The organism is Sphingomonas sp. UV9 (genome assembly GCF_004101245.1).
Taxonomy (GTDB): Bacteria; Pseudomonadota; Alphaproteobacteria; order Sphingomonadales; family Sphingomonadaceae; genus Sphingomonas.
Genome location: NZ_SCIN01000001.1, coordinates 1,023,221 through 1,048,118 on the forward strand (window position 1 = coordinate 1,023,221; position 24,898 = coordinate 1,048,118).

29 protein-coding genes and 1 pseudogene are annotated in these 24,898 nt (G+C 66.3%); 15 read left to right on the top strand and 15 right to left on the bottom strand.

From position 1 onward, the window contains the following. The first annotated feature begins 1 nt into the window (after nt 1). The 8 genes from EQZ23_RS04440 (at nt 2) to EQZ23_RS04475 (ending at nt 4,911) form a co-directional block, all read left to right on the top strand. The gene (locus tag EQZ23_RS04440; RefSeq protein WP_128453199.1) at nt 2–928 is read left to right on the top strand and encodes an MBL fold metallo-hydrolase; all 927 of its coding nucleotides are present in this window, start codon (nt 2–4) and stop codon (nt 926–928) included. Between the two features lie 11 nt (nt 929–939). Continuing rightward, entirely contained in the window at nt 940–1,359 is a 420-nt protein-coding gene (locus EQZ23_RS04445) for a YeeE/YedE thiosulfate transporter family protein (RefSeq protein WP_240663224.1), read from the top strand. Continuing rightward, nucleotides 1,359–1,808 carry a DUF6691 family protein gene (locus EQZ23_RS04450; protein ID WP_128453596.1) on the top strand — a complete coding sequence of 150 codons (450 nt, stop codon included), beginning with the start codon at nt 1,359–1,361 and terminating at the stop codon, nt 1,806–1,808. The genes EQZ23_RS04445 and EQZ23_RS04450 overlap by 1 nt, the downstream gene beginning before the upstream one ends. Further along, nucleotides 1,801–2,454 carry a peroxiredoxin gene (locus tag EQZ23_RS04455; RefSeq protein WP_128453201.1) on the top strand — a complete coding sequence of 218 codons (654 nt, stop codon included), beginning with the start codon at nt 1,801–1,803 and terminating at the stop codon, nt 2,452–2,454. Before EQZ23_RS04450 ends, EQZ23_RS04455 begins: the two co-directional genes overlap by 8 nt. Before the next feature lie 71 nt (nt 2,455–2,525). Then, nucleotides 2,526–2,720: a DUF2892 domain-containing protein gene (locus EQZ23_RS04460; protein ID WP_128453597.1), complete on the top strand. Its 195-nt coding sequence runs from the start codon at nt 2,526–2,528 to the stop codon at nt 2,718–2,720. Between the two features lie 38 nt (nt 2,721–2,758). After that, the gene (locus EQZ23_RS04465) at nt 2,759–3,247 is read left to right on the top strand and encodes a TIGR01244 family sulfur transferase (protein WP_128453202.1); all 489 of its coding nucleotides are present in this window, start codon (nt 2,759–2,761) and stop codon (nt 3,245–3,247) included. Beyond that, nucleotides 3,244–4,047 (top strand): sulfite exporter TauE/SafE family protein, encoded by an 804-nt coding sequence (locus EQZ23_RS04470; RefSeq protein ID WP_206364161.1) that lies wholly within the window; start codon nt 3,244–3,246, stop codon nt 4,045–4,047. Before EQZ23_RS04465 ends, EQZ23_RS04470 begins: the two co-directional genes overlap by 4 nt. Nucleotides 4,048–4,344: 297 nt before the next feature. Beyond that, nucleotides 4,345–4,911 (top strand): hypothetical protein, encoded by a 567-nt coding sequence (locus EQZ23_RS04475; RefSeq protein WP_128453203.1) that lies wholly within the window; start codon nt 4,345–4,347, stop codon nt 4,909–4,911. 1 nt (nt 4,912) lies between these two features. Here EQZ23_RS04475 and EQZ23_RS04480 read toward each other — a convergent pair whose 3' ends face one another. From EQZ23_RS04480 to EQZ23_RS04495, 4 genes are all read right to left on the bottom strand, one after another. Then, nucleotides 4,913–5,623, bottom strand: a complete 711-nt coding sequence (locus tag EQZ23_RS04480; RefSeq protein ID WP_128453204.1) for a Crp/Fnr family transcriptional regulator — start codon at nt 5,621–5,623, stop codon at nt 4,913–4,915. A 107-nt stretch (nt 5,624–5,730) separates the two neighbouring features. Then, nucleotides 5,731–5,853 carry a cytochrome bd-I oxidase subunit CydX gene (cydX, locus tag EQZ23_RS04485; RefSeq protein ID WP_128453205.1) on the bottom strand — a complete coding sequence of 41 codons (123 nt, stop codon included), beginning with the start codon at nt 5,851–5,853 and terminating at the stop codon, nt 5,731–5,733. Between the two features lie 25 nt (nt 5,854–5,878). Further along, nucleotides 5,879–7,018, bottom strand: coding sequence for a cytochrome d ubiquinol oxidase subunit II (gene cydB / locus EQZ23_RS04490; protein WP_128453206.1), 1,140 nt, complete (start codon nt 7,016–7,018; stop codon nt 5,879–5,881). A gap of 14 nt (nt 7,019–7,032) precedes the next feature. Beyond that, nucleotides 7,033–8,604, bottom strand: a complete 1,572-nt coding sequence (locus EQZ23_RS04495) for a cytochrome ubiquinol oxidase subunit I (RefSeq protein WP_128453207.1) — start codon at nt 8,602–8,604, stop codon at nt 7,033–7,035. A 118-nt stretch (nt 8,605–8,722) separates the two neighbouring features. Between EQZ23_RS04495 and cydD the strand changes: the two genes are divergently transcribed. Both cydD and EQZ23_RS04505 read left to right on the top strand, forming a co-directional pair. After that, entirely contained in the window at nt 8,723–10,414 is a 1,692-nt protein-coding gene (gene cydD, locus EQZ23_RS04500) for a thiol reductant ABC exporter subunit CydD (protein ID WP_128453208.1), read from the top strand. Further along, the gene (locus EQZ23_RS04505) at nt 10,411–12,039 is read left to right on the top strand and encodes an ATP-binding cassette domain-containing protein (protein WP_240663227.1); all 1,629 of its coding nucleotides are present in this window, start codon (nt 10,411–10,413) and stop codon (nt 12,037–12,039) included. The genes cydD and EQZ23_RS04505 overlap by 4 nt, the downstream gene beginning before the upstream one ends. On the opposite strand, the gene EQZ23_RS04510 is transcribed toward EQZ23_RS04505, so the two are convergent. Next, nucleotides 12,040–12,753 carry a Crp/Fnr family transcriptional regulator gene (locus EQZ23_RS04510; protein ID WP_240663229.1) on the bottom strand — a complete coding sequence of 238 codons (714 nt, stop codon included), beginning with the start codon at nt 12,751–12,753 and terminating at the stop codon, nt 12,040–12,042. After that, nucleotides 12,743–14,062, bottom strand: coding sequence for a radical SAM protein (locus EQZ23_RS04515; protein WP_128453209.1), 1,320 nt, complete (start codon nt 14,060–14,062; stop codon nt 12,743–12,745). Before EQZ23_RS04515 ends, EQZ23_RS04510 begins: the two co-directional genes overlap by 11 nt. A gap of 124 nt (nt 14,063–14,186) precedes the next feature. Between EQZ23_RS04515 and EQZ23_RS04520 the strand changes: the two genes are divergently transcribed. From EQZ23_RS04520 to EQZ23_RS04530, 3 genes and pseudogenes are all read left to right on the top strand, one after another. Further along, complete coding sequence (locus tag EQZ23_RS04520; protein WP_128453210.1) at nt 14,187–14,915, top strand: OmpW family outer membrane protein; 729 nt, start codon at nt 14,187–14,189, stop codon at nt 14,913–14,915. A gap of 78 nt (nt 14,916–14,993) precedes the next feature. Then, nucleotides 14,994–16,502: an acetyl-CoA hydrolase/transferase family protein gene (locus tag EQZ23_RS04525; protein ID WP_128453211.1), complete on the top strand. Its 1,509-nt coding sequence runs from the start codon at nt 14,994–14,996 to the stop codon at nt 16,500–16,502. A gap of 30 nt (nt 16,503–16,532) precedes the next feature. Further along, a pseudogene (locus EQZ23_RS04530) lies at nt 16,533–16,634 on the top strand (IS481 family transposase); the annotation flags it as partial. Nucleotides 16,635–17,156: 522 nt separating this feature from the next. Here EQZ23_RS04530 and EQZ23_RS04540 read toward each other — a convergent pair. The 6 genes from EQZ23_RS04540 to EQZ23_RS04565 form a co-directional block, all read right to left on the bottom strand. Next, nucleotides 17,157–17,369 carry a hypothetical protein gene (locus tag EQZ23_RS04540; protein ID WP_128453212.1) on the bottom strand — a complete coding sequence of 71 codons (213 nt, stop codon included), beginning with the start codon at nt 17,367–17,369 and terminating at the stop codon, nt 17,157–17,159. A 97-nt stretch (nt 17,370–17,466) separates the two neighbouring features. Then, nucleotides 17,467–18,285 carry a pyrroline-5-carboxylate reductase gene (gene proC, locus EQZ23_RS04545; RefSeq protein ID WP_128453213.1) on the bottom strand — a complete coding sequence of 273 codons (819 nt, stop codon included), beginning with the start codon at nt 18,283–18,285 and terminating at the stop codon, nt 17,467–17,469. 2 nt (nt 18,286–18,287) lie between these two features. Further along, the gene (locus tag EQZ23_RS04550) at nt 18,288–18,791 is read right to left on the bottom strand and encodes a YbjN domain-containing protein (protein WP_128453214.1); all 504 of its coding nucleotides are present in this window, start codon (nt 18,789–18,791) and stop codon (nt 18,288–18,290) included. Between the two features lie 100 nt (nt 18,792–18,891). Further along, the gene (locus EQZ23_RS04555) at nt 18,892–19,179 is read right to left on the bottom strand and encodes an accessory factor UbiK family protein (RefSeq protein WP_128453215.1); all 288 of its coding nucleotides are present in this window, start codon (nt 19,177–19,179) and stop codon (nt 18,892–18,894) included. Between the two features lie 28 nt (nt 19,180–19,207). After that, nucleotides 19,208–19,759: a TspO/MBR family protein gene (locus EQZ23_RS04560; protein WP_240663232.1), complete on the bottom strand. Its 552-nt coding sequence runs from the start codon at nt 19,757–19,759 to the stop codon at nt 19,208–19,210. Nucleotides 19,760–19,912: 153 nt separating this feature from the next. Further along, the gene (locus EQZ23_RS04565; RefSeq protein WP_128453216.1) at nt 19,913–20,701 is read right to left on the bottom strand and encodes a TlyA family RNA methyltransferase; all 789 of its coding nucleotides are present in this window, start codon (nt 20,699–20,701) and stop codon (nt 19,913–19,915) included. A 183-nt stretch (nt 20,702–20,884) separates the two neighbouring features. On the opposite strand from EQZ23_RS04565, the gene EQZ23_RS04570 reads away from it, so the two are divergent. Further along, nucleotides 20,885–21,556: an alpha/beta hydrolase gene (locus EQZ23_RS04570; protein WP_128453217.1), complete on the top strand. Its 672-nt coding sequence runs from the start codon at nt 20,885–20,887 to the stop codon at nt 21,554–21,556. A gap of 129 nt (nt 21,557–21,685) precedes the next feature. Here the strand turns inward: EQZ23_RS04570 and EQZ23_RS19735 are convergent, their stop codons facing one another. Continuing rightward, nucleotides 21,686–21,853, bottom strand: coding sequence for a hypothetical protein (locus EQZ23_RS19735; protein WP_164913331.1), 168 nt, complete (start codon nt 21,851–21,853; stop codon nt 21,686–21,688). After that, nucleotides 21,850–23,778, bottom strand: coding sequence for a 1-deoxy-D-xylulose-5-phosphate synthase (gene dxs / locus EQZ23_RS04575; RefSeq protein WP_128453218.1), 1,929 nt, complete (start codon nt 23,776–23,778; stop codon nt 21,850–21,852). The genes EQZ23_RS19735 and dxs overlap by 4 nt, the downstream gene beginning before the upstream one ends. 91 nt (nt 23,779–23,869) lie before the next feature. On the opposite strand from dxs, the gene EQZ23_RS04580 reads away from it, so the two are divergent. Then, entirely contained in the window at nt 23,870–24,424 is a 555-nt protein-coding gene (locus tag EQZ23_RS04580; protein WP_128453219.1) for a GNAT family N-acetyltransferase, read from the top strand. Here EQZ23_RS04580 and EQZ23_RS04585 read toward each other — a convergent pair. Next, the gene (locus EQZ23_RS04585; RefSeq protein WP_128453220.1) at nt 24,421–24,888 is read right to left on the bottom strand and encodes a transcriptional repressor; all 468 of its coding nucleotides are present in this window, start codon (nt 24,886–24,888) and stop codon (nt 24,421–24,423) included. The two genes, EQZ23_RS04580 and EQZ23_RS04585, sit on opposite strands and share 4 nt — an antisense overlap. Between the last annotated feature and the right edge of the window lie 10 nt (nt 24,889–24,898).

The following is a 24,898-nucleotide window of genomic DNA, read 5'->3' on the forward strand; positions in this document are numbered from 1 at the left end:
TATGTCCGATACTCATCTGGTGCAGGCATCCGCCATCGTCGAGAATGCGCACGTCGGCCCCGGCCTGGTTCCGTTCGTAAAAAGTTTCTTCGATCAGCCGACTAATACGGTCAGCTATGTCGTTCACGATCCGGCGACACACAAAGCGGCGGTCATCGATAGCGTCCTTGACTTCGATCCGGCAGCGGGACGGACGTCATTCGCGTCAGCCGATACCATTATAGCCTACGTCAAGTCGGAGAACCTCAAGGTCACCTGGCTGCTAGAAACGCACGCTCACGCCGACCACCTTTCGGCCGCGCCTTATCTTAAGGACAAGCTCGGCGGCACGCTCGCGATCGGTCGCGAGATCATTCACGTCCAAAACGTATTCGGCAAGATTTTCAACGAAGGCACCGAGTTCGCTCGCGATGGCTCGGAATTCGACCGCCTGTTCGAGGATGGCGATCGGTTTCAGATTGGCGGGCTTGAGGCTATGGCGCTGCATCTTCCCGGCCATACGCTGGCGGACCTCGCATACGTGATCGGCGACGCCGTATTCACCGGCGATACCTTGTTCATGCCCGACTACGGCACCGCCCGTGCCGATTTTCCAGGCGGCGATTCTCGTCAGCTGTTCCGCTCGATCCGGCGCCTGATGGAGTTGCCCGAGCGCACCCGGCTATTCCACTGCCACGATTACAAGGCTGCCGGGCGGGACAGTTTCGCCTGGGAAACCACTGTCGGCGCACAGCGCGCCAGTAACGTCCATGTCCACGAAGGCGTGACCGAAGACGATTTCGTCACGATGCGCGATGCCCGCGACGCCACACTGTCGATGCCCCGGCTTATCCTTCCTTCGATCCAGGTCAACATGCGCGGCGGGCATCTGCCCGAGCAGGAATCGAACGGCACGCGGTATCTCAAGCTCCCCCTGGACGTGCTGTGATGGCGAACGCCATGCCGATACAGGGTCTGCTCGGCGGGCTGATGATCGGCACTGCGGCGGCGATCATGCTGCTCGGCCTTGGTCGTATCGCTGGCATCAGTGGTCTCGCGGCACGCGCCGCCGGTATCTCCTTGAACGGGGCGCCATGGTCAATCGCCGCGGCGTTCGTCGTTGGTCTGCCCTTGGGCACGCTACTGGTCGCATCGGTATTTGGTCCGGTCGAAGCCCGCTTTCCCACCAGCTTAGGGACGATCGTGCTTGGTGGCCTGCTCGTCGGTTTCGGCACAAGATTGGGCAGCGGATGCACGAGCGGGCACGGCGTATGCGGCATGTCGCGTTTCTCGCCGAGATCCTTGATCGCCACCGCGAGCTTCATGACCGCAGGCGTCGCCACGGTCGCTGCGATGAACGCGCTCGGCTTCGGGCAGTGATCCGGCGGGTCCTGTTCGCGCTCGTCGCGGGGGCATTGTTCGGCGCGGGGCTCGCCGTGTCTGGCATGGCCGATCCGCAGCGCGTGCGCGGTTTCCTAGACGTGTTCGGCGCCTGGGATCCCACGTTGGCCTTTGTTATGGGGGGCGCGCTGATACCGATGGCGCTGGCCTGGTCCGTTCAGAAGCGCATGGCCGCGCCGATCGCAGATATGAAATTCTCGCTGCCTACCCGCCGAGACATCGATCCGTCGCTGATCAGCGGCGCCGTTCTGTTCGGTGTCGGCTGGGGAATCTCAGGGCTCTGCCCCGGTCCCGCTCTCGCCGATCTCGCCATCGCTCCCGTTTCCGCTGCCATTTTCCTGATGGCAATGCTGGGCGGAATGATCCTGCACCGCCTGCTGCCCGCCACCCCGGCAAAACAGCCTTCACTGGAGACAGAAAATGTCTGACACCACCGCCTCTGTTGGCTTGCCGCGCCTCAACGCTCCAGCGCCCGCCTTCACCGCCAAGACGACGCACGGTGACCGCTCGCTTGCCGACTATGAAGGCAAGTGGCTGGTGCTGTTCTCGCACCCTTCCGATTTCACGCCCGTCTGCACGACCGAGTTCATCGCCTTCGCCGGTGCTGCTTCCGATCTCCAGGCGATGAACTGCGAGCTACTCGGCCTGTCGATCGACAGCATCTATTCCCACATCGCCTGGACCAGAAACATCGCCGATAAGTTCGGCGTCGAGATCCCGTTCCCGATCATCGAAGACCTCAAGATGAACGTGGCGCGCGCCTATGGCATGATTCACGAGGGTGCCAGCGACACGTCCGCGGTGCGCGCGACCTTCGTCATCGATCCCGAAGGCGTGCTGCGGGCTATGCTCTATTATCCGATGAGCAACGGCCGCTCGATCCCCGAGATCGTCCGACTAGTCACTGCGATGCAGGCAAGCGACGCGAATGGCGTCGCTACACCGGCAGGATGGCAGCCGGGCGACGACGCGATCGTCTCGCCGCCCAAGACGATCGCGGCGGCGGCCAGCCGTGAAGGCGAAGGCTTCAAATATACCGACTGGTATTACTCGACGCGCCCGCTGGCTGCCTGATCGCGTTGCCCGGCTAAGCGCCATTGCCGACGCCGGAGAAATTCTACCAGAAGGATAGAACCTTGAAAAACATGGGATTAATCGACCGGATTGTCCGCCTCGGCGTCGTGTTCGCGATAGCTTATGCATACGCCTTCGGACTGATCGGGGGAACGCTGGCGCTCGTGATGGGCGTCGTCGCGCTCGTGCTGCTCGTGACGAGCCTGACCGCGACTTGCCCCGCCTACATGCCGTTCGGACTTTCGACCCGCCGCAAAGCAGGCTGACGCCACGCGCTCTTCATCGCCGTTCAAGGACGATCACCATGCCGTTCAAAGTCCTTACCCCGTCTTTATCGGTATCGCCGCAACTCAGCGCGGCCGACGTCGCCGAGGCCGCGCACCGGGGGTTTCGTGCGATTATCGACAATCGGCCAGACGGCGAGGAGCCGGGTCAATTGTCGGCGGCCGACATGAAAGCGCTGGCTGCCAGTCACGGTATGGGCTTCGCCCATGTGCCCGCCATTCCGGGTCGGATCGGCGATGAGGAAACGGCGCGCATGGTGGATGCGCTGGCTCGCCTGGATGCGCCGGTCCTAGCTTATTGCCGGACAGGAACGCGTTCGGCGACGCTCTGGGCACTTTCACAGACCGGCCAGCAATCCGCAGACACGATCATCGCGACCGCGGCCGACGCGGGCTGCGATCTGGAGCTGCTTCGGCCCAGGCTGGAAAGGAGCGAAACCGTGCCTGCCGGCGCAGATCCCAAAGACCGCGGGCGGAGGGCGCATCCTCGCCATCGCGACGCGGCGTGATCCTTGACCCTTTCCAATATGGTCTTGGCGCATTCTCTGGAGGACTGGTCGGATTCACCCTGGGCCTGGTCGGTGGTGGTGGATCGATCCTCGCGGTACCGCTTATGGTCTATCTCGTTGGTGTCTCCAGCCCCCATGTCGCGATCGGCACCAGCGCGTTGGCGGTCGCCGCCAATGCGGCCGCCGGGCTTCTGAACCATGCGCGCGCGGGCACCGTCAAATGGCGCTGCGCGCTGATGTACGCCGGGGCGGGCGTTGCCGGGGCCTTTGCTGGATCGACGGTCGGCAAGGCGTTTGACGGTCAGAAACTGCTGTTCCTCTTCGCCATCGTCATGCTCGTGGTCGGCGTGCTCATGCTGCGCGGTCGCGGCGAAGTCGGCAATCCAGGCGCACAGTGCAACCGCGAGAAGGCGCCCAAGGTCGTCGGCTACGGCCTCGGCACCGGCCTGTTCTCCGGGTTCTTCGGGATCGGCGGTGGCTTCCTCATCGTGCCGGGGCTGGTCGCCTCGACCGGCATGCCGATCCTCAACGCGATCGGCTCGTCGCTCGTCGCAGTGACGGCGTTCGGACTGACGACGGCGCTCAACTACGCCTTTTCCGGGCTGATCGACTGGCCGCTTGCGGCGGTCTTCATCCTGGGCGGCCTCGTCGGGAGCTTCGGTGGGGCGCTCGCCGCAAAGAAGCTGTCCGGCACGACCGGTCTGCTTACCACGGTCTTTTCCGTCCTCATCTTCATCGTTGCAGCCTATATGCTCTGGAAGAGTGCCGGCGCGTTTTTCGGGACAACGCTTAAAGCTTGATCATCTGCAGCGAACGGCAACAATCTGGTTTAAAGCGGACACGCTTCTGTCGAGTGGCCGAAATGGCGTGAACGGACTCTTGTTCATGAAACTCGGGATGGCGCTTACGGGCCTCCATAACCGGCAGTCCTGCGGAGGACCGACTGGCTTTGAATGCTGTTGCCGAGTTAGTTCATGCTCGGTCGCCGCAAACTGGCGGAGGCCGTATGACGGTTCCGGATGTGACCGTGGCTTTGACGGCGATCAATGGTGTCTGGGGTGGAGGTGTGCATAGCTTGGCGCACGAAGGAGTCAGCTATGACGGACGATCGAGACGTGCCCGGCGACGCCCATCCGACGGACAAGGTCGTGCCGTTCTGCCGTCGCAGGCACGCTATGGGCGCGCTCGATCTGGCGCAGCTGCTGGCGGGGCATGCCGAGCTTCGCATGCTGTGCGACCGGCTGGAGAGGTGCGCTGATGCGTTGCCCACCATGCCATCCTACGCAGAAAACCGCGCCATCCGTACGCGACTGAGCCAGTCGATCGACCGTGATGCGCATGGCAGAGACCCGCTGCTGGACGCGATGTTTGGGCGCGAACCGCAACAGCCCCTGACCACCGCGCTGCTCGCGCATATCCGGGCGCGTCACGCGGTGGACGCTGCCAATGCCCAGGACCTGATTGACGCGCTAGACCCGTCACCCGACGAACAGGACCGGTTTCCGCCGGAAATGCTCGGCTATATGCTCCGCGGCGTCTTCGACGGATGCCGCCGGTCTATGGACTTTACCGAGCTCGCGATCCTGACGCTGTGCGACCGGCGGCTTAACGAGCAAGCGCGGGGGCTGCTGATCGCCAGCCTCGAACGCAACGTTCCCGCCTAGACTAGGCGGCCACCGCCCGCGCCTCGAGAGCGCTAGGGTCGGCAATCGTGATCGCACGGCCGCCGGGAAGCCGGATGATGCCCGCACTCTTCAGATTCGTCATTTGGCGGCTGACGGTTTCGATCGTCAGGCCGAGGATGTCGGCAATCTGGCCGCGCGATAGCGGCAGGTCGAACGTGACCGGCCCGCCCGCGGTGCCCCTGCACCCGGTCGATGCAGCGCGCGATGCCATGTCCATCAGGAAACCCGCGATCTTTTCCGCCGCCGACGTCCGGGCGAGCGACAGCATCCGCGCGCGCGCCACGTTGAGCGCGGCGAGCGTCCTCTGAAGCAGCAGGCGCTCCATCCGTGCATGATCGGTGAGTACGCGCTCGAATGCGGCGCGCGGGAATATGCACAGCTCCGAATCGGTCAGTGCGGTAATCGTAAAGTCTGCGCGGCCCGCATAGGGCTGCCCGACGAAATCGGCCGCGTAGAGCAGGCCGACGATCTGTTCACGACCATCCTGGGTCGAAGCGACCAGCTTGAGCACGCCGGACAGTAAATTGGCGCAGATGATGCTTTCGTCGCCCGCCCAGATTACGGTCTGGCCGCGGCACACGGCCTGCCTGCGGCCGATCGTGTTGAGTGCGGCCAGTTCGCCGTTCGTCAGGCTACCGCACAACGCTTCGTCGCGGACCGCACAGTCGGCACAGATGGTCGTCGAGAGCATGCTTCCATCATAGGCGCAGTGCAACACTATCAACGCATCAATTCGGGCACGCAACGAAACGGCCCGAAACGCGACCCAAACCATGGGCGCGTTCCGGACAGTGACCGTCATCGGTTCGCCGGGGCCTCCATATCGTCCTCGATCGGCAGATGAAATTCGTGCCAGATGCCGTTGAGGACGCCGAAGCCGATGGCGAGACCAAGACCCAGGACCCAGGTGAAATACCACATGCTACGTGCTCCAGATCGGACGTGTTCAGTAGAAATCGGGGTTGGTGGCAACTGCGTGCGTCGTCACGCGCCCCCACATCACCTTGTAGGCCCAGGCCGTGTAGGCGATGACGATAGGCAGGAAGACCGCCGTCACGACCAGCATGATGCCAAGCGTCTTGGGCGTCGACGACGCGTTCCACACGGTCAGACTGGAGTGCATGTCGATGCTGGACGGCAGGATGTAGGGGAACATCGATAGCCCGACGGTGGCGATAATTCCCACCGCGGAGGCCGACGACCCGGCAAACGCCGCGACTTCCCACCGGCGGCGGATGCCGACCAGCGCGAGCAGAGCGCCGCCGAACCCTAGCACTGGCGCGATCAGCATCCAGGGATGGGTCCCATAATTGACCAGCCATGCCCCGGCGGCGACTTCACTGGTTGTGCGCAGCGGGTTGGACGGGCCGAACGGATCGACCTCGCCGACGATGCGGAAGCCGATGTCGGTGAACGCGACGAACGCCCAGCCGGCGGCGAACAGCGCTACTGACAGCAGTCCGGCAACGGTGCCGAACCGCTTGGCGCGATCATGCACCACGCCGCGTTCGATCTTGATCGCCAGCCACGCGCTGCCGTGCAGCACCAGCATCGCCACCGACAACAGCCCGCACAGCAGCGTGAACGGCGTGAACAATCCCAGGAAGCTGCCGTCGAAGAAGGCGCGCAGATCGCTGTCGAGGCGGAACGGGGCGCCAGTCAGCACGTTGCCAACGGCTACACCGAACACCAAGGCGGGCACGAACCCGCCGATGAACAGCGCCCAGTCCCAGCGCGACCGCCAAGCGGCATCAGGCCGCTTCGACCGGTATTTGAAGCCGACCGGCCGCAGGATCAGCGACGCCAGCACCACGAACATGGCGAGGTAGAAGCCCGAGAAGCTGATCGCATAGACGAACGGCCAAGCGGCGAAGATCGCGCCGCCCCCGAGGATGAACCAGACCTGGTTGCCCTCCCAGGTCGGGCCGACCGAGTTGATGACCATGCGGCGTTCGGAATCGGTCTTGGCGACGAAGGGCAACAGCGCCGCGACGCCGAGATCATAGCCGTCGGTCAATGCGAAGGCGATGAGCAGAACCCCCATCAGCGCCCACCAGAGGATGCGGAGGATTTCGTAATCGAACATCGTCTTGTCTCCTGTCAGGCGGCGACGGGCAGCGCGGGGATGTCTCCGGGCGCGGGCTGCGGATCCTCGTCATGCTCGAACGGCCCCTTGCGGATCGTCTCGAGGATCAGCCGGACCTCGATCACCGCCAGCGTGCCGTACAGGCCGGTAAAGCCGATGATCGTCGTCCACAGCGCGCCGCGGGTCAGCGACGAGGCCGCGAGGAAGGTCGGCAGCACGCCTTCGATCGCCCAGGGCTGGCGGCCGATCTCGGCCAGCATCCAGCCCAGTTCGATCGCGATCCACGGCAGCGGGATCGCGATCACCGCGAGCTTCAGGAACCACCGCGTGTGCATGTGCAGCCGGAGCGAGGTGAGCACGAACGCGGCGCCGAACAGCGCGATCATCGCAAAGCCGATCCCCGCCATGATCCGGAAGCTCCAGAACATCAGCGGCACGTTGGGCACCACGTCCCAGGCGGTGGTGGCGATCAGCTGCGCGCTGGCCATCCGCGGATCGGCGACATGCGCCTTCAGCAACAACGCATAGCCGAGATCGCGCTTGTGCGCCTCGAACCGCGCGCGCTGAACCAAGTCGGCCGGATTCGCCTTCAGCCGCTCGACCGCGTCGTAGGCGACGACGCCCGAGGTGATCCGCTCCTGCGCTTTGAGCACCAGTTCCGACATGCCGGTGACGGTGCCGTCCAGACTGCGCGTGGCGATCAGCCCGAGCACCCAGGGAATCTGCACCTCGTAGCGGGTCTCGCGCGCGGCGATGTCGGGAATGCCGAACAGCGTCAGCCCGGCGGGTGCGGGCGCGGTGTGCCAGGCACCTTCGATCGCGGCGAGCTTCATCTTCTGGTTGTCGGTCAGCGCATAGCCGCTTTCGTCGCCAAGGATGACGACTGACAGCGACGCGGCGAGACCGAAAGCCGCGGCGACCGTCATCGAGCGGCGCGCGACCGCCTTGTACTTGCCCTGCAGCAGCCAGAACGCGGAGATGCCGAGCACCACAACCGACGCGCAGACATAGCCCGCGCTGACGGTATGGACGAACTTGGCCTGGGCGATCGGGTTGAACAGCACGGCGCCGAAATCGGTCACCTCCATCCGCATCGTTTCCGGATTGAACGCGGCACCGATCGGGTTCTGCATCCAGCCATTGGCGACGAGGATCCACAGCGCCGACAGGTTCGTGCCGAGCGCGACCATGAAGGTGACGATCAGGTGGCCGAGCTTCGACAGGCGATCCCAGCCGAAGAACATGATTCCAACGAACGTCGCCTCGAGGAAGAACGCCATCAGCCCCTCGATCGCCAGCGGTGCACCGAAGATGTCACCGACATAGTGCGAGAAATACGACCAGTTGGTGCCGAACTGGAACTCCATCGTCAGCCCGGTGGCAACGCCGAGCACGAAGTTGATCGCGAAGATCCGCCCCCAGAACCGCGTGATAACGCGCCAGATCGGCCGGTTCGTCATCACGTACACCGATTCCATGATGACGAGCATCATCGACAGACCGAGTGTCAGCGGCACGAACAGGAAGTGATAGAGGGCGGTCAGTGCGAATTGCAGCCGCGACAGGTCGATAACCCCGAGGTCCATGGGAAAGGTCTCCTACCGGTTTGGGTACCGGTTCCACGCCGGCGATAAGAGCGGCGTGCGGACCGAACATTGACCGCGGTCAAAGACCCCCGGAAGCCGGTCGGGCGAAAGCGGCTGCATGAAAACGGGATACAAAGACCGCGCCGCATCCGCGCGCGCCGTCCCTGACCGGATCGCAGCGCGCGATCGCACGCGCTGGCTGGCCGCGGTGGCGGCGGACGGCGGCCGCGCGACCACCGCAACCGGGCTGCTGCTGCTCGACAGCGTTGCCGCGATCGGCTTTGCCGGCGGACTAGCCGGGGCGATCGTCGCGGTGCCGCAGGGTATGGTGGCCGTGTTGCCATGGGCAGCGCTAGCGGCGACCTCGGGGGTGGCGCGCGGCCTGTTCGCGATGCTGTCGGCGCGGACCGGCGCGGCGGAGGCCGAACGCGCGAAGATCGGGTTGCGCCGTCGCGTGGTCGGCGCCGCGTTGCACCGCGATCCCGCCTCCGCAATTACGACAGGCGCGTTCATGAGCGCGGTGGTCGACGAGGTGGAGGCGCTGGACGGCTATGTCGCGCGCTTCCTGCCCGCGCGCAAAGCTGGCGCAATCGCCCCGCTCCTCATTCTCGCCGCGACCGCGGTCGCCAGCCCGATCGCCGCGTGCATCCTGGTCACGACCTTAATACCGTTCGTTGTCGCGATGATCCTGGCTGGCGGGGCCGCTGCCGACCAGTCGCGCCGACAGTTCGTCGCGCTAGCGCGGCTGACCAGCCATTTCGCCGACCGCGTTCGCGCGCTGCCGATCATCCTGGCGTTCCGCGGTGAGGAGCGCGAAACGAAGGAGATCGGTCGCGCCGCAGAAGATCTCGCCACCCGGACAATGCGCGTGCTGCGCGTTGCATTCCTATCGTCGGGATCGCTCGAATTCTTTGCCGCGCTGTCGGTCGCGCTGGTCGCAGTCTATTGCGGCTTCAACCTGCTCCATCTGCTCCCCTTTTCGGTACCGGAACAACTCGATATCGGTGGCGCATTCTTTGTGCTGGCGCTGGCCCCCGAATTCTACGCGCCCATGCGCCGCCTGGCCGCGGCCTATCACGACAAGCAGGCCGCGGAGACGGCGGCCGACCGCCTTGCCATCCTGCCCGTCGTGCACGCTGCAGCGGCAGTACCGATCCCGGCCGGCCTGGTCGACATCGTGTTCGACCGGGTCACGATCCGCTATCCGGGTGAGGCGCGCCCGGCGGTATCGGACGTGTCGTTCGCAGCGCCCGCAGGACGCATCGTCGCGCTGCTGGGCCCGTCGGGCAGCGGCAAGTCGAGCCTGCTGCATCTGTTGCTGGGCCTGGCGCCGCTGGGCGGCGGCACCGTCCGCGTAGCCGGCGTGCCGCTGGCACCCGGCGGCTCGCTGGCGGCGCTCGCATCCTGGGCGGGGCAGCATCCGCTGATCGTCGCGGGGACGATCCGCGACACCCTGACGCTCGCGCACCCCGCCGCGACCGCATGGGAGATCGACGAGGTCGTGCGCCGCGCCGGCCTTGCGCCGATGCTGCGTGCGCGTCCCGGCGGCCTGGACGGTCCCATCGACGCGCGCGGCGGCGGGCTGTCGGGGGGCGAGCGGCGGCGGATCGCGCTGGCGCGCGCGTTGTTGAAGCCCGCTCCGATCCTGATGCTCGACGAGCCGACCGCGCATCTCGATTCCGAAGCCGAGTCGGCGCTGATCGCGACGCTCGCAGTCGCCTGCCGCGGCCGGACCACACTGATCGCAACGCACAGCGAGCGGCTGGCCGCCATCGCCGACCATATCATCCGCTTGGGAGACGCCGCGTGACCACGCCGCTCGACGCAATAATCTGTGCGCAGCGGCGCCGCCAGCGGCCGCTGCTGCGCCGCGCCGCCGTGTATGCCGCGCTGGTCGCGGCGGCCTCGATCACCCTGCTCGGACTGTCGGGCTGGTTTATTACCGCGGCGGCGATCGCCGGGCTGGCTGGGCCCGCCGTGGCGATGGCGTTCAATTACATGTTGCCGAGCGCCGGTATCCGCCTGCTGGCGATCGTGCGGACGGGCGCGCGCTATGGCGAACGACTGGCGAGCCACGACGCGGCGTTTGGTGCACTCGCGCGGATTCGCCCGGCGGTGTTCGCAGCGCTAGCCGCGCAGCCGCCCGCCGCCGCGCTCACCTTCACGACCGGCGATGCGACCGCGCGGATGGTTGGCGACGTCGATGCGATCGAGACGCGCTTCGTGCGGCTGTCTGCGCCGTGGGGCGTCGCCGCCGCGCTCTGCTCCGGCCTTTGCCTGGTTGCTCTTGGCGGGATCGCCGCCGCCGCGCTGGCCGCTGGCTGTACGATGCTGCTGCTGGTCGCGGGCCGGATCTTGTCCGAACGGATCGCGGTGCCCGGCCGCGCGGTGCAGCGGGCGTCGGGCCAGTTGCGCGACAGTTTCGCGAGCCTGGCCGATGCCGCGCCCGAACTGCGCTGTTTCGGGCTGGAAGACTGGGCCGCGGCGCGGATCGATGCACAGAGCCGGATCTTGGCGGCCGCGCAACGCCGCCATGCGAACGCCGCCGCCTGGTTCGACCTGCTCCACGCCGGAACGATCGGCATCGCCGCGGCCGGCACGGTAACGCTCGCCGCGGGATCGGGTGCGCCGCGCGCGGCGCTGGCCGCACTGGCCGCGGCAATGACGGTCGATGCGGCCGGTCCACTGTTGCGGGCGATGATCGACCGCGGTCGCCTGGCCGAGGCGCAGTTGCGGCTCAACGCAGTCTTCGTGCCTTCGCCGGCCTGGGAGGGGCAAACCCGGAGTCGTAATCACGCGACCGCGATCGTCCTGACCGTGCCGGCGGGCGCCTGTGTCGCGGCACCGGGCGCGCGGCTGGCGCTGACGGGGCCGTCAGGAAGCGGCAAGACGACGCTGGTCGAGCAGATGCTGGGGCTGCGGACGAGCGAGCCCGGCCGGCTGCGGCTGGGTGGTGCGGACATCGTGACACTCGCGCCCGACAGCCTGCGCCGCAGCTTTGCCTGGGCGCCGCAGGATGCGATGCTGCTGTCGGGCACCGTGCGCGACAATCTGGCACTGGCGAACCCGCACGCCGACGACGCTGCGCTGTGGCGGGCCCTGCATGATGCCGTGCTGGAGACGCGGATTCGGGCGCTCGACTTCGGGCTCGACAGCTGGATCGGCGAGAACGGCGCGCGGCTTTCGGGCGGCGAGCGGCGCCGGCTGGCGGTGGCACGCGCCTATTGCGCGGACGCGCCCTGGCTGCTGCTGGACGAACCGAGCGAAGGACTGGACGGCGAAACAGAGGCGCTGCTGGTCCAGCGGTTGATCGACCGTTTAGACCGGACTAGCCAGGGCCTGATCGTCGTCAGCCACCGCCCGGCGCTAACCGCGATCTGCACCCAGCGACTTGATCTCGCGCCGGGCGCGGCCCGGCTGCGCGATGCCGCCTGATCAGGCCGCCGCGCGGCGCGCGAGCCGGGCTTGATCGAGTATCACGACCGCCCGTCCGCCGGGTAGCGCGATAATCCCGGCGACGCGCAATGCTGTGAACTGCCGGCTGACCGTCTCGATCGTCGTGCCCAGCACCGCGCCGATCTCGGACCGGCTCATCGGCAGGTCGAACCGCCCCGCGACGCCGCCTGAACCATCCAGCCTGCGCGCCATATCGACCAGGAAGGCCGCGATCTTCGCACTCGCATCCTTGCGACCCAGCATCAGCATCCACTTGCGCGTCTCATCCAGCGTGGTGAGCGCGCGGCGCAACAGCAGCCGTTCGGCGGCGGGGTGAACGTCGAGCACGTGGCGCAGCGCGCCGCGCGGGTAGACGCAAAGATCGGCGTCGCACAGCACTTGGACCGTCTCACGCGCGCTCTCGGTAAAGAGGTCGCCGACGAAATCCCCGGGAAACAGCAGGCCGACGATATGCTCGTGGCCGTCGGACGCCACGCGCACGATCTTGAGCACCCCCGACACCACATTGGCGCAGATCGCGTTGGGATCGCCAGCCCAGACCAATACCTGCCCGGCCGCGACAGTGCGGCGCAACCCGATCGCACGGACCCTTGCCAGATCGCCATCGCCGAGAGCCGAACACATCGCGCTGCCGCGGACCGCGCAGGTCGGACACCTCGGCGGCGCGACGACCGCGCGTTGTTCAGACCGCACTACTGAAGCGTCCCGGTGCACTTGGCCGGTACAGGTCTAAAGCGCTCGCGATCGTCCGCGCATAGGGCAACGCATCAGCGGCTAGTTGCAGCGTCGTACCCTGCCACGCGACCAGATCGTGGCGTTCGAACGCGAGGAGTTGCGTACGGACAGCGTCGATGCCAGCGACTGCGGCCAGATCGGCGACGCCGCGCGTCAGGATCAATTCGATCGCGCGCGCGCGGCCCCGGTCCTCCGCCGTGCGCCGCAGCCCGCGCGCCGTCGCGAAGCCGCCGGCGTCGATCCGCATGCCGTACCGGCCGGTGTTCTTTTCGTTCTGCAGCAACGCAACCGGGAAGTCGCTGATCGAACTGGCGCCGAGGCCAAGCAACGTCTGCGCCGGATCCTCGGTGAAGCCCTGAAAGTTGCGGCGGAGCGTCCCCGCCTCGCTCGCGCGTGCCAGCGCATCGCCGGGACGAGCGAAATGATCGAACCCGACTGCGACATAGCCCGCATCGATCAGCACCGCGTGCGCCAGCGCGGCCTGTGCGAAGCGCGCTTCGGCGCCGGCCAGCGCCGCGGAGTCGATCCGGCGCTGACGCGGGATCAGGTCCGGAACATGCGCATAACCGAAGACCGCCAGTCTATCCGGCCCCATGGCGATGCTGTCTCGCAGCGTAGCCAGCAGGCTCGCCTCGGTCTGCCCGGGCAGACCGTACATCAGGTCGAAGTTGATCGACGCCACGCCTGCGCCGCGCAGCAGCGCCACGGTGCGGTGGATATCGTCCACCGGCTGCACGCGCCCGATCGCCGTCTGGACCTGCGGATCGAGCGTCTGCACGCCCAGGCTGGCGCGCGACACCCCCGTGGCACCGAGGGCCGCCGCCCATTCGGCATCGAAGCCGCGCGGATCGATCTCGATCGACAGGACCGGATCCTCACACCGGAAGGCGCCGCGTAACCGCGCGACGAGCGCCACGAACAGCGCAGGGTCGATCGCGTTCGGGCTGCCCCCGCCGAACGCGATCCGCCCGATCCGCACGTCGCCGACGCGGTCTGCGACCAACGCAATCTCCTCGTCGAGGCGCGCCATGTACGTCGCGAGACGCGCTGTGCGGTTCGCTGCACCGGTGTTGCAACCGCAATACCAGCAGATCGCGCGGCAATACGGGATGTGGGCGTACAGCGAGACCGGCGCGTCCACGTCGATGCCAGCGAGCGCGTTGGCCATGTCCCCGGGACCGACAGCGTCACCGAACTCGGCCGCGGTGGGATAGCTCGTATAGCGCGGGACCGCGCGCGCGAGCAGCTCTGGATGATATGACCACATGCCGGCGTGGTGCGCCGCCGCGCCCCCGCCGGTCTTTGATCCGCGTCAAACCGGTCCTTGGCGGCGATCAAGGTCCGCCGCCTCCAGCTGCCCTAGGCCGCGCTCAACCAATCAGGAGTCGGTCATGACCTATCATTCGTTCGGCAGCATCGTTCTCGCCGTCGGCGCGGCAACCGCCGCGGTCGCTGTCGCCAGCCCGGCCGCCGCGCAGGACACAACCTTGGCTGCGACCACGCAGGAGCCCGTGCGCCGGGGGATCCAGGCCGGCGACGTGCTGGTGCGGGTCCGCGCCATTCTTGTCGCGCCCAACGAGCGGTCGGGCGGCATCCTTCCCGCCTTCCCCGGCGAGCGGGTGCGCATCACCGACAGCGTCATGCCCGAACTCGATGTGACCTATATGGCGACGGACCATGTCGGGTTCGAATTGATCGCCGCGACCACCAAGCATCACGCGGAGGGGCGGACGGGGACGACAGGTTCGATCGGTAAGCTCGCTTCGACCTGGGTGCTGCCGCCGACGCTGACCGCACAATATCATTTCAGTCCGCGCGGCGTGGTGCGGCCCTATGTCGGCGCCGGGGTGAATTACACGATCTTCTGGAACGAGCAGGCATCGACGGGTTTGGAGAAGGCCGTAGGGTCGACCAGCGTGCGGATGAAGGACAGCGTCGGCTGGGCAGCGCAGGTCGGCGTCGATATCGACATCACCCCCAAGGTGTTCGTCAACTTGGACGTCAAATATATCGACATCGATACCAGCGCACGGCTCCGTACGACGGCGATCGGCACGCAGTCCGTTCGGGTCAGCCTGGATCCGCTAGTCTTCGGCATCGGACTAGGCCTGCGCCTGTAAAGGCATACATTCGCCTGCGGCTGTGCCACATCCCTTTCCAGGCGACCGTCCCCGTCCACCACAACCGTCAGGACATTCATGAGCCGGATTGCGTGCCACGGCCTTGCCGACCGGATTATGAACGCCGACGCGGCCGCCCGGCTGATTGCGCCGGGCAGCACGGTTGGGCTGAGCGGGTTCACAGGTTCGGTCGATCCCAAAGCGGTGCCGCTGGCGCTTGCTGCGCGGATCGAGGCGGAACATGCCGCGGGTAATCCGTTCCAGATCCGCGTCTGGACCGGCGCGTCGACCGGCCCTGAATTGGACGGCGCGCTGGCCAAGGCCGACGGCATCGAATTCCGCCTGCCTTATAATTCCGACCCCATAGCGCGCGAGAAGATCAACCGCGGGGAAATGGACTATTTCGACATGCACCTCAGCCAGGTCGCGCCGATGGCGTGGCAGGGCTTTCTTGGCCCGCTCGATACCGCGGTGATCGAGGTTTCGGGGATCCGCGCCGACGGCTCGCTGATCCCGTCGTCCTCGATCGGCAACAACAAGACGTGGCTGGACCGCGCCGATCAGGTCATCCTCGAGGTCAATCGCTGGCAGAACCCTGCGCTCGAGGGGATGCACGACATCTATTACGGCACCGCGCTGCCGCCGCACCGGGTGCCAATCCCGCTCGTGCGCCCCGACGACCGCATCGGCGAGGCCTATTTCCGGATCGACCCAGCCAAGATCGTCGCGATCGTCGAGACGGAGGCGCCAGACCGCAATCTGCCCTTTGCTGCGCCCGACGCCGCCGCCAATGCGATCGCCGGACACCTCATCGAGTTCTTTCGCCATGAAGTCGCGCGCGGCCGCCTGCCCGCGTCGCTGCTGCCGCTGCAATCTGGGGTAGGCAACATCGCCAATGCGGTACTGACTGGGCTCGTTGCCGGGCCGTTCGATGCGATGACGTCCTATACCGAAGTCATCCAGGACGGGATGCTCGACCTGCTCGACTCGGGCAAGCTGCGGATGGCGTCGGCGACCGCTTTTTCGCTCAGCCCGGAAGCGGCGGCGCGGCTGAACGCCAACATGGGGGCGTATCGCGACCGAATGGTTCTACGTCCGCAGGAGATCAGCAACCACCCCGAACTGATCCGTCGGCTGGGCTGCCTGGCGATGAATGGGCTGATCGAGGCGGATATTTACGGCAACGTCAATTCGACACACATCATGGGCTCGCGGATTCAAAACGGGATCGGCGGCTCCGGTGATTTCGCGCGCAACGCCTATGTCTCGATCTTCATGACGCCCTCGACCGCGAAGGGCGGCGACATTTCGGCGATCGTGCCGCAGGCGAGCCATGTCGACCATATCAGCCAAGATGTGCAGGTGCTCGTCACCGAACAGGGGCTGGCCGACCTTCGCGGGCTGAGCCCGAAGCAGCGCGCGAAAGTGATCATGGAAAACTGCGCTCACCCAGATTACCGGCCGGCGCTGGCCGACTATTACCGGCGAGCGCGTGCCGGATCCTACGGGCAGCAGACGCCGACCCTGCCGGGCGAGGCACTGTCGTGGCACCAGCGTTTCCTGGAAACCGGTACCATGCGATCCTGAGGGCTCGGCGCATCAAATCCCCTTACTCTCCGGCTTACCAAACCGAACCATTCTTGGACCAACGGCCAGGTCGAGCGGATGAACCGCGCCATCAAGGAGGCGACCGTCAAGCGCTTCCATTACGAAAGCCACGGCCACCGACGCGTGGCGCGCGCTTGGTCTATCGTCGCCGAGCTTGGGTGTCTGCACGTTCATATGCCGGTGTCGAAGCCGGCGGAGGACGTTACGTCGTCCAACGATGGTCAGATCGCGTCCGGTGACAGCATCGCCGTCTTTGGATCGTAGGTCATGCCCGATCGCGTCGTCGGCGGCCCCGGCGATCCGGGTTTCCACCTTGCAGCCGGTGATGCCGATCTCGTGGATCAGCGCGCGATGGGCTGCGATGGTCGGGTGCACTGATCGCCTGCGCAGGACGTAGAGTGTGCCGGTTGGCAAGCGGTCGGGTTCGTCTTCGGCACCGCCGCGGTCGCCGAACAGGGGGCCGGCGGTCGGCTCGCTGACGCGGCGACCGCCCTCGTCCTTGTACAGGGCCCACTGGAGCGAGCGGAGCAGCAGGTTGCTTTGCGTGCCGTTCGAATAGACGACGCGCAGCCATGCATCGACCTCGCCATCGCGTGCCGCGATCGGATCGCCCACGCCCGCGACATAGGCGATCTACCCGCCGACGATGAAGAACTCCCCCTGCTTGATGTCAGCCTTCGACGTGCCGAGGTCGCGTACGAAGCGACCTGTCGTCCGGATGCTGGCGTCGAGGTCGGCCTGGACCTGTTCGAAACGCGGCTTGAAAGTGGCGAAGTCCTCGCAGCGGGTTGCGGCGGCAATCTCGTCGGCGGCGGATCGCCCGGCGTTCGAGCGGACGTCGCGCAATCGGGTGATGTCGTCAGTTGGCGCGGCCCCGATGCCCAGTTCGGCCGCTGAGATCGTTAGCTGAGCCCCCTGCCGCGCCAGCCGATCCTTATTCGATCTAGCGCGCTGCGGCGGCCATTTCGGCGTTGCGGCGTTCGGACGCGGCAAGTGTCGCGGTCAGCAGCGCGACCAGCGCCTCGTCGCGGTCGAGCACGTTCATGCCTTCGCGGGTCGAACCGCCAGGACTGGCGACGCGGTCGGCCAGCACGGCGGGCGAGACGTCGGCGTCGGCGGCCATGATGGCGGCGCCCTCCAGCGTGGCGATCGCGAGACGGGCGGCCTGGTCTGTCGGTAGCCCCAGCGCCGCGCCCGCCTTGGCAAGCGCGTCGGCGAAGCGGAACACGAAGCCGGGGCCGCAGCCCGCCAGCGCAGTCACCGCATCGAAATGCGCCTCGTCGGCGATCCATTCATAGTGCCCCAACGGGCGTGCAAAGGCTTCCGCGGCCGCGATGGCCTCTTCGGACGCATCGCGGGCGTAGAGCGACGTCACGCCCTTGCCGATCGCGACCGGAAGGTTGGGCATCGCACGGACGATCGTGTCAGCCTCGAACCGCTCGGCAAGCGCCGCATGATCGACACCGGCAAGGATCGACAGCAATAGCTTCGGGGCGCCGTTCATCGATGCCAGCAACGCCTGCGCCGCTTCGATCTGCTGCGGCTTGAGCGCCAGCATCAGCGTCGCGGGGGCATCCTCGTCGGGTAGCGCGGTCAGCGAGCGAACGCCGTCAGGTGCACCCTTCCCGCTCCGCGTGATTACCGTAACGGTCGCGGGATCGAGCCCGGCGGCGATCCAGCGCCGCAGCATCGCCCCACCCATGTTGCCACAACCGATTAGCCACAGCGGGCCGGTCGGGAAGTCCTTGGCCGGAAACCCCATGCTCAAGCCTCGCCGTGCGTTTCGATCAGCGCAGCAGCGATCGCGTCCTTGGGACTCTTGCCGCCCCAGAGGACGAACTGGAACACCGGGTAGAAGCGCTCGCACTCCTCGATCGCCGATTCGACGAGCAGTTCGGCGGCCTCCAGCGACATCGTCCCGTCATCGCCACCGTCGACCATCGCCGCATGGCGGAACAGCAAGATGCCGCTCGACGACCAAAGTTCGAAATGCCCGATCCACAGTTGTTCGTTGACGAGCCCGATCGTCTCATAGACCGCCTGGCGGCGCTCGTCGGGCACCTTGATGTCGGGAAACGCAAGGAATTGCAGGACGCTGTCGTCCTCGCGCCACAGCGCGCGCAGCTCGTACGTCGTCCAGCTTCCCTTGACCGTCGCGACGATCTCGTCGTCGTGACGCTCATGCTCCCAGCCATGCGCAGCGTAATAGCTTTCGAGCATGTCGATCGGGGCGGCGTCTTCGTGGTCGTGATCTACTTGGTCGAGCATCATAGGGTCCTGGCGGTCCTTATCACACGACAAAGGGTGCCGAGGCAAAAATGCTTCGGCAACCCCATCGAACCCGTTTGTGCGGAAAACTGTGGAAAAGTCAGTCGACCGACGCCCCGGCCGGCGCATGAACTGTCGATTGCGACTCGAACTTGGCTTCGAGCGCATCAAGACGGGCCTTCAATACGTCATTCTCGTCCCGCGCTGCGGCGGCCATGGTCTTGACCGCGTCGAACTCTTCGCGGCTGACGAAGTCGAGACCGCCGAGCCATTCGCGCGCCCGCTCGCGCGCGCCCGAGCCAGCCTCGCGACCGACGCCCGCAAGCGTACCGGCCGCGCCGTTCAGGACCTTGACGATATCGTCGAACACGCGGTTTTCGGACTGCATTGCTTCTAATTCCCGTGAGATCAGTTCGTCACAGCATCTGGGACGTATGGTCGGCGGGTGCAAGGGTTTCGGCACCGGGGTTCAACTGCCCGATGCTGAACGCGAGCACCCCGGCAAAGCTGATCCACACCATGTACGGTACCATCAGCCACGCTGCGGCAGGCCGGATCCGTGCGAAAATGACGGTGGCAGCGATCGATAGCGCCAGCATCCCGACGATCACGAGCACCGACAGCCCGATCCTGTGCGCACCAAAGAACGTCGGCGTCCAAGTAAGGTTCAAGGCGAACTGCGCGACGAACAGCGCGACGGCGAGCCCACGCAACCGCGCACCTCGCGCGTTGAGGATCAGCGCGATCGCCAACCCGAGCATGATATAGAGCGTCGTCCAGACGACCGGGAACACCCAGCCCGGCGGGTTCAGTGCGGGTTTGGCGAGCGCCGTGTACCACGCATTGTCACTGCCGACCGATACGGACTGGCCGGCCGCAAGGCCGAGCAGCAGGATCAGGGGCACGGTCACGACCGCCCAGCGGAGGAACGACATCCTCAACTGGCCCTTCGAAGCGATACCGCCCACACACGTCCTTCCGTCTCTACGCGGGCACGTCCTGCCGCGCGCTTGGCGATCCGTAAACCATGAGTACGAAGGAATCGTTCCGCTAGTGGTTCATTCCGGCACGGTGGCAGGTACTCGGAGCGACGCCCCCCTCGTCCGTCATCCTGACGAAAGTCAGAATGACGGCGTGGATGTGGGTGGTGTTGCGTCTTCCGATTGGCCACCCTGCGCCGAATGCAGCGCAGCGATCAGGAACTCGACATTGCCTTCAGGACCAGTGATCGGGCTCTCGACTACACCTTCGACGTGCCACCCCTGCGCGGTTAGCCACGCCCCGACCTCGTCGCACACCCGCCGATGGATCGCGGTGTCGCGCACGACGCCGCCCTTCCCCACTTCCTCGCGCCCCGCCTCGAACTGCGGCTTCACGAGCGCCATCAGCCTTGCGTCGGGCTTGGCAAAGCTCATCGGCCGTTCGAGCACCTTTGCCAGGCCGATAAAGCTCGCGTCGCACACGATAAGGTCTACGGCTTCCGGAATATGCGCGGGCGTCAGGATCCGGGCGCTCGTTTGCTCATGGACGATGACGCGGTCGTCCTGACGCAGCGACCACGCAAGCTGGTTTGTGCCGCTATCGACCGCGTACACCTTGGCCGCACCATTCTTGAGCAGCACGTCGGTAAAACCGCCGGTCGACGAGCCGACATCGATCGCCACCGCCCCCGTCACGTCCCAACCGAAATGCACCAAGCCATGCGCGAGCTTGATCCCGCCGCGCGAAACCCAGGGATGATCGCGCCCGCGCACGTCGAGCACGACATCGTCCGCCAGCGTCTGGCCGGGCTTGTCGACCTTCTTGGTGCCCGCGAAGACAAGGCCCGCCATGATCAGCGCCTGCGCCCGCGTCCGCGACTCGACCAGCCCTCTGTCGACCAGCATCTGGTCCGCGCGCAATTTTCCCATACCCCGCCTATCGCGCCGCAATCCGGCCGCCGCAAGCTGTCTTCCTTTCGCCGCAACACCATTGCCCATTAGATCAGTAGGATTAGCTTTGGGTTCGGGGAGCGAAGCCGGACGGCGTCCCCTAGAGCGTCGTTCGGCTACGCTCTCCACCCTAGAACGGGGTCTTGGAGAAGGAGAAATGCCGTGGGTAGTTTCGCACCGTATGAGTCCGTCCAGCCGACCATCCTCACCGTGCCGGGCCTCGGCGGCTCCGGCCCCTCGCACTGGCAGACGCTGTGGGAAGAGGCGCGCCCCGATACCGTGCGCGTCGAACTCGGCATGTGGAACACGCCACACCGCAACGCCTGGGTCACGCGGCTCGATGAGGCGATCCGTCGTGCCGATGCGCCGGTTATCCTGGCCGCACACAGTCTCGGGTGCCTAGCGGTAGCATGGTGGGCCGAACTCAGCCCGCAGCCCTATGGCTGGCCGGTCGCCGGCGCGCTGCTGGTTGCCCCCGCCGATGTCGAGCGTTACGGCGCGCAGGCCGAACTCAAAGGCTTCTCCCCCACACCGCGGACACCCTTGCCCTTCCCCTCGATCGTGGTCGCCAGCTGCGACGATCCCTGGGCGACGCCCGACCGCGCGCACAGCATGGCGGCGGACTGGGGCAGCCACTTCGTCGACGCGGGCCCGCAGGGGCATCTGAACGCGGCGAGCGGGATCGGTTGGTGGCGTGAAGGGCAGGATCTGCTGGAGCGCGTGATCGCCGCGAGTGGCAATGGCCGGGGGCAGCCCCTGCCGCCTAGCCAGGCGCGATCGATCTTGGCGGTCAGCGCGACGGACGCCGCGCACACCCACTATCTTGGCGGGTGACGGGATGCGCTCCAAACACCACCCCGGCGAAGGCCGGGGCCCAATTGGGAAACGCGGCTGATCAGCGTCTGCACTAGGTTACAACAACCTCACCAATTGGGCCCCCGCCTCCGCCGGGGTGGTGGTGAACTACGGGATTCGCGATCCGTCTTGATCGAAAAGCTCGGGATTAGCCGCCTGCTCGGCTTTCGCCGCCGCCAGGCCACCCCGCATCCGTCGCCACATCGCGATATTCAGCGACACCATAACGATCACCGCCAGCGCGATGATGACGATCGCCTTGGTCGGCCCGGTCATGCGCGGGCTTCGGCGACTCCGCCCGAATTGTGGCGAAGCGCCTTGAGCACGGTATCGACCAGCGCGGTCGCGTCGAGCCCGGCCTCGGCATATTGGACCTCGGGCTTGTCCTGGTCCTGATAAACGTCGGGCAGGCGCAACGTGCGAAGCTTGAGCCCGCCGTCGATCAGCCCCTCGTCGGACGCCATCGTCAACACATGCGCACCAAAACCACCGACCGAGTTCTCCTCGATCGTCACCGCGACCTCATGCGTGGTGAGCAGCTTGCGGATCAGGTCGACGTCGAGCGGCTTGGCGAAGCGCAGATCGGCGACCGTGGTCGACAAGCCCTTCGCCTCGAGCACATCGGCGGCCTTGAGCGCCTCTTCGAGCCGGGTGCCCAGCGACAGGATCGCCACGGTCTTGCCCTTGCCCTCGCGGACGATGCGGCCCTTGCCGATCTCGAGCAGTTCGGGAACCTCGGGCAGCCCGACACCGGTACCGTTGCCACGCGGATACCGGACCGCGATCGGCCCGCTGTCGTGCTGTGCCGCGGTGTGCGTCATGTGGACCAGCTCGGCCTCGTCCGCCGCCGCCATCACGACGAAGTTCGGCAGCGTCGCCAGATACGTGACGTCGAACGATCCGGCATGAGTCGCGCCGTCTGCACCGACCAGCCCGGCACGGTCGATCGCGAACCGCACAGGCAGGTTCTGGATCGCCACGTCGTGAACGACCTGATCGTACGCACGTTGGAGGAACGTCGAATAAATCGCGCAGAACGGCCGCATGCCCTGCGCGGCAAGGCCCGCTGCGAACGTCACGCCATGCTGCTCAGCGATGCCGACGTCGAAGAAGCGGTCGGGATACGCCTTGGCGAACGCGTCCAGCCCGGTACCCGACGGCATCGCCGCGGTGATCGCGCAAATCCGGTCGTCCTTGGCGGCCTCGGCGACGAGCTGCGCGCCGAACACGTTCTGGTATTGCGGCGGCCCCGGCGGTGCCTTGGTCTGCACGCCCGAGATCACGTCGAACTTCTGGACGCCGTGATATTTGTCCGCGGCGGCCTCGGCGGGCGCATAGCCCTTGCCCTTCTTGGTGACGACATGGACGAGGATCGGCCCCTCCTCCGCGTCACGCACATTCTCGAGCACCGGGATCAGATGGTCGAGATTGTGACCGTCGATCGGCCCGACATAGTAAAAGCCCAGCTCCTCGAACAGCGTGCCGCCCATCGTCATCCCGCGCGCGAACTCGTCGGTTTTCCGCGCGGCGTTGTGGAACGGCCGCGGCAGGCGCCGCGCGAGCTTCTTGGCAAGTTCGCGCATCCCGAGGAATTCGCGACTCGACACCATGCGCGACAGGTATGCCGACAGCCCACCCACCGGCGGCGCGATCGACATGTCGTTGTCGTTGAGGATCACGACCAGGCGATTACCCGCCTGCTCGGCGTTGTTCATCGCCTCGTACGCCATGCCCGCGGACATCGCGCCGTCGCCGATCACCGCGATACCCTTGCCAGGCGTACCCGCGATCTTGTTGGCGACCGCAAAGCCGAGCGCCGCCGAAATGGACGTGGAGGAATGCGCCGCGCCGAACGGGTCGTACTCGCTCTCGCTCCGCTTGGTGAAGCCGCTAAGGCCACCGCCCTGCCGCAGCGTCCGAATCCGATCGCGTCGGCCGGTGAGAATCTTGTGCGGATAGCATTGGTGCCCGACGTCCCACACCAGCCGGTCCCGCGGCGTATCGAAGACATAGTGGATCGCGGTGGTCAGCTCGACCACGCCCAGCCCGGAGCCGAGATGGCCGCCGGTGGTCCCGACCGCGGAAATCGTCTCGGTGCGCAGTTCGTCGGCGAGTTGTCGAAGTTGCTCCGGCTTCAGCTTGCGGAGGTCGTCGGGCGTCGAAACGGTGTCGAGCAGCGGGGTCGCGGGAAGGTCGGCCATCGCACCGGCTTAATGCAGCGCGTGGATCGTGTCGATTGTTACCGTCGCATGGCGGTAGTATTCACACGGAAATTGCTCTGGATCTGCATTCATGGACTTTACGCACCGTGTCGCGACCGACGCCGACATTCCCGCGATCGCCGCGCTGATGGCACGGGCGATCGGCGAATTGCAGGCAGGCTTCCTGACGCCCGCGCAGGTCGTCGCCAGCCGCGCGGTGATGGGGCTGGATACGCAGTTAATCGCCGACGGCACCTATCTTCTCGTGACGAGCGCGGACGGTCGCCTTGCAAGCTGCGGCGGTTGGAGCCGGCGCGCGACACTGTACGGCGGCGATCACAGTACGTCGTTGCGCGATTCGGCTATGCTCGACCCGGCACGCGACGCGGCGCGGATCAGGGCGATGTACACCGATCCCGATTTCACGCGGCGTGGTGTCGGTCGACTGGTACTGTCGATCTGCGAGGCAGCAGCGCGAAACGCCGGCTTTGCGCGCGCCGAGATGATGGCGACGTTGGCTGGCGAGCCGCTCTATCGGGCCTGCGGGTATCTGCCGATCGAGCGGATCGAGACTCCCGGCGATGTCGCCGTGCCGATGATCCGGATGGGCAAAACGCTAACGCAGGGCTCGAACTGGCCGCCTTAGTTCGCTTCGCAGTCTGCGCAACGCCCGCGGACTTCGATCACCGGGCGGACCGGCGAGAAGCCTGCGTCCTTGGCCGCGTTGCGAACACCGCGGGTAATGACGTCGTTATCGAGATGCGTGGTTTGCCCGCACGAGTCGCAGACCAGGAAGATACAGTCGTGCAGGCAGTCCGGATGCGCGTTGGCGACATACGCGTTTGCGCTCTCGACCCGCCGCGCGAGGTTGGCGCCGACGAACAGGTCGAGGATGCGGTACACGCTGTTGGCTGCGATCCGGCGCCCCTCGGCCTTCGAGACCGCTTCGGCGATGTCGTAGGCGGAGGCTGGCTTGTCGAACCCGGCCAGCGCGGCGAACACGCTCGCCCGCATGGTCGTCCACTGCTCACCGGCCTTTTCCAACGTCGTCTGCGCGGCGGCGGTTAGGTCGGCGCCCAGCGGTTCGGTGTGTTTGTGAGCGTGCGCCATGGAGAGTGAA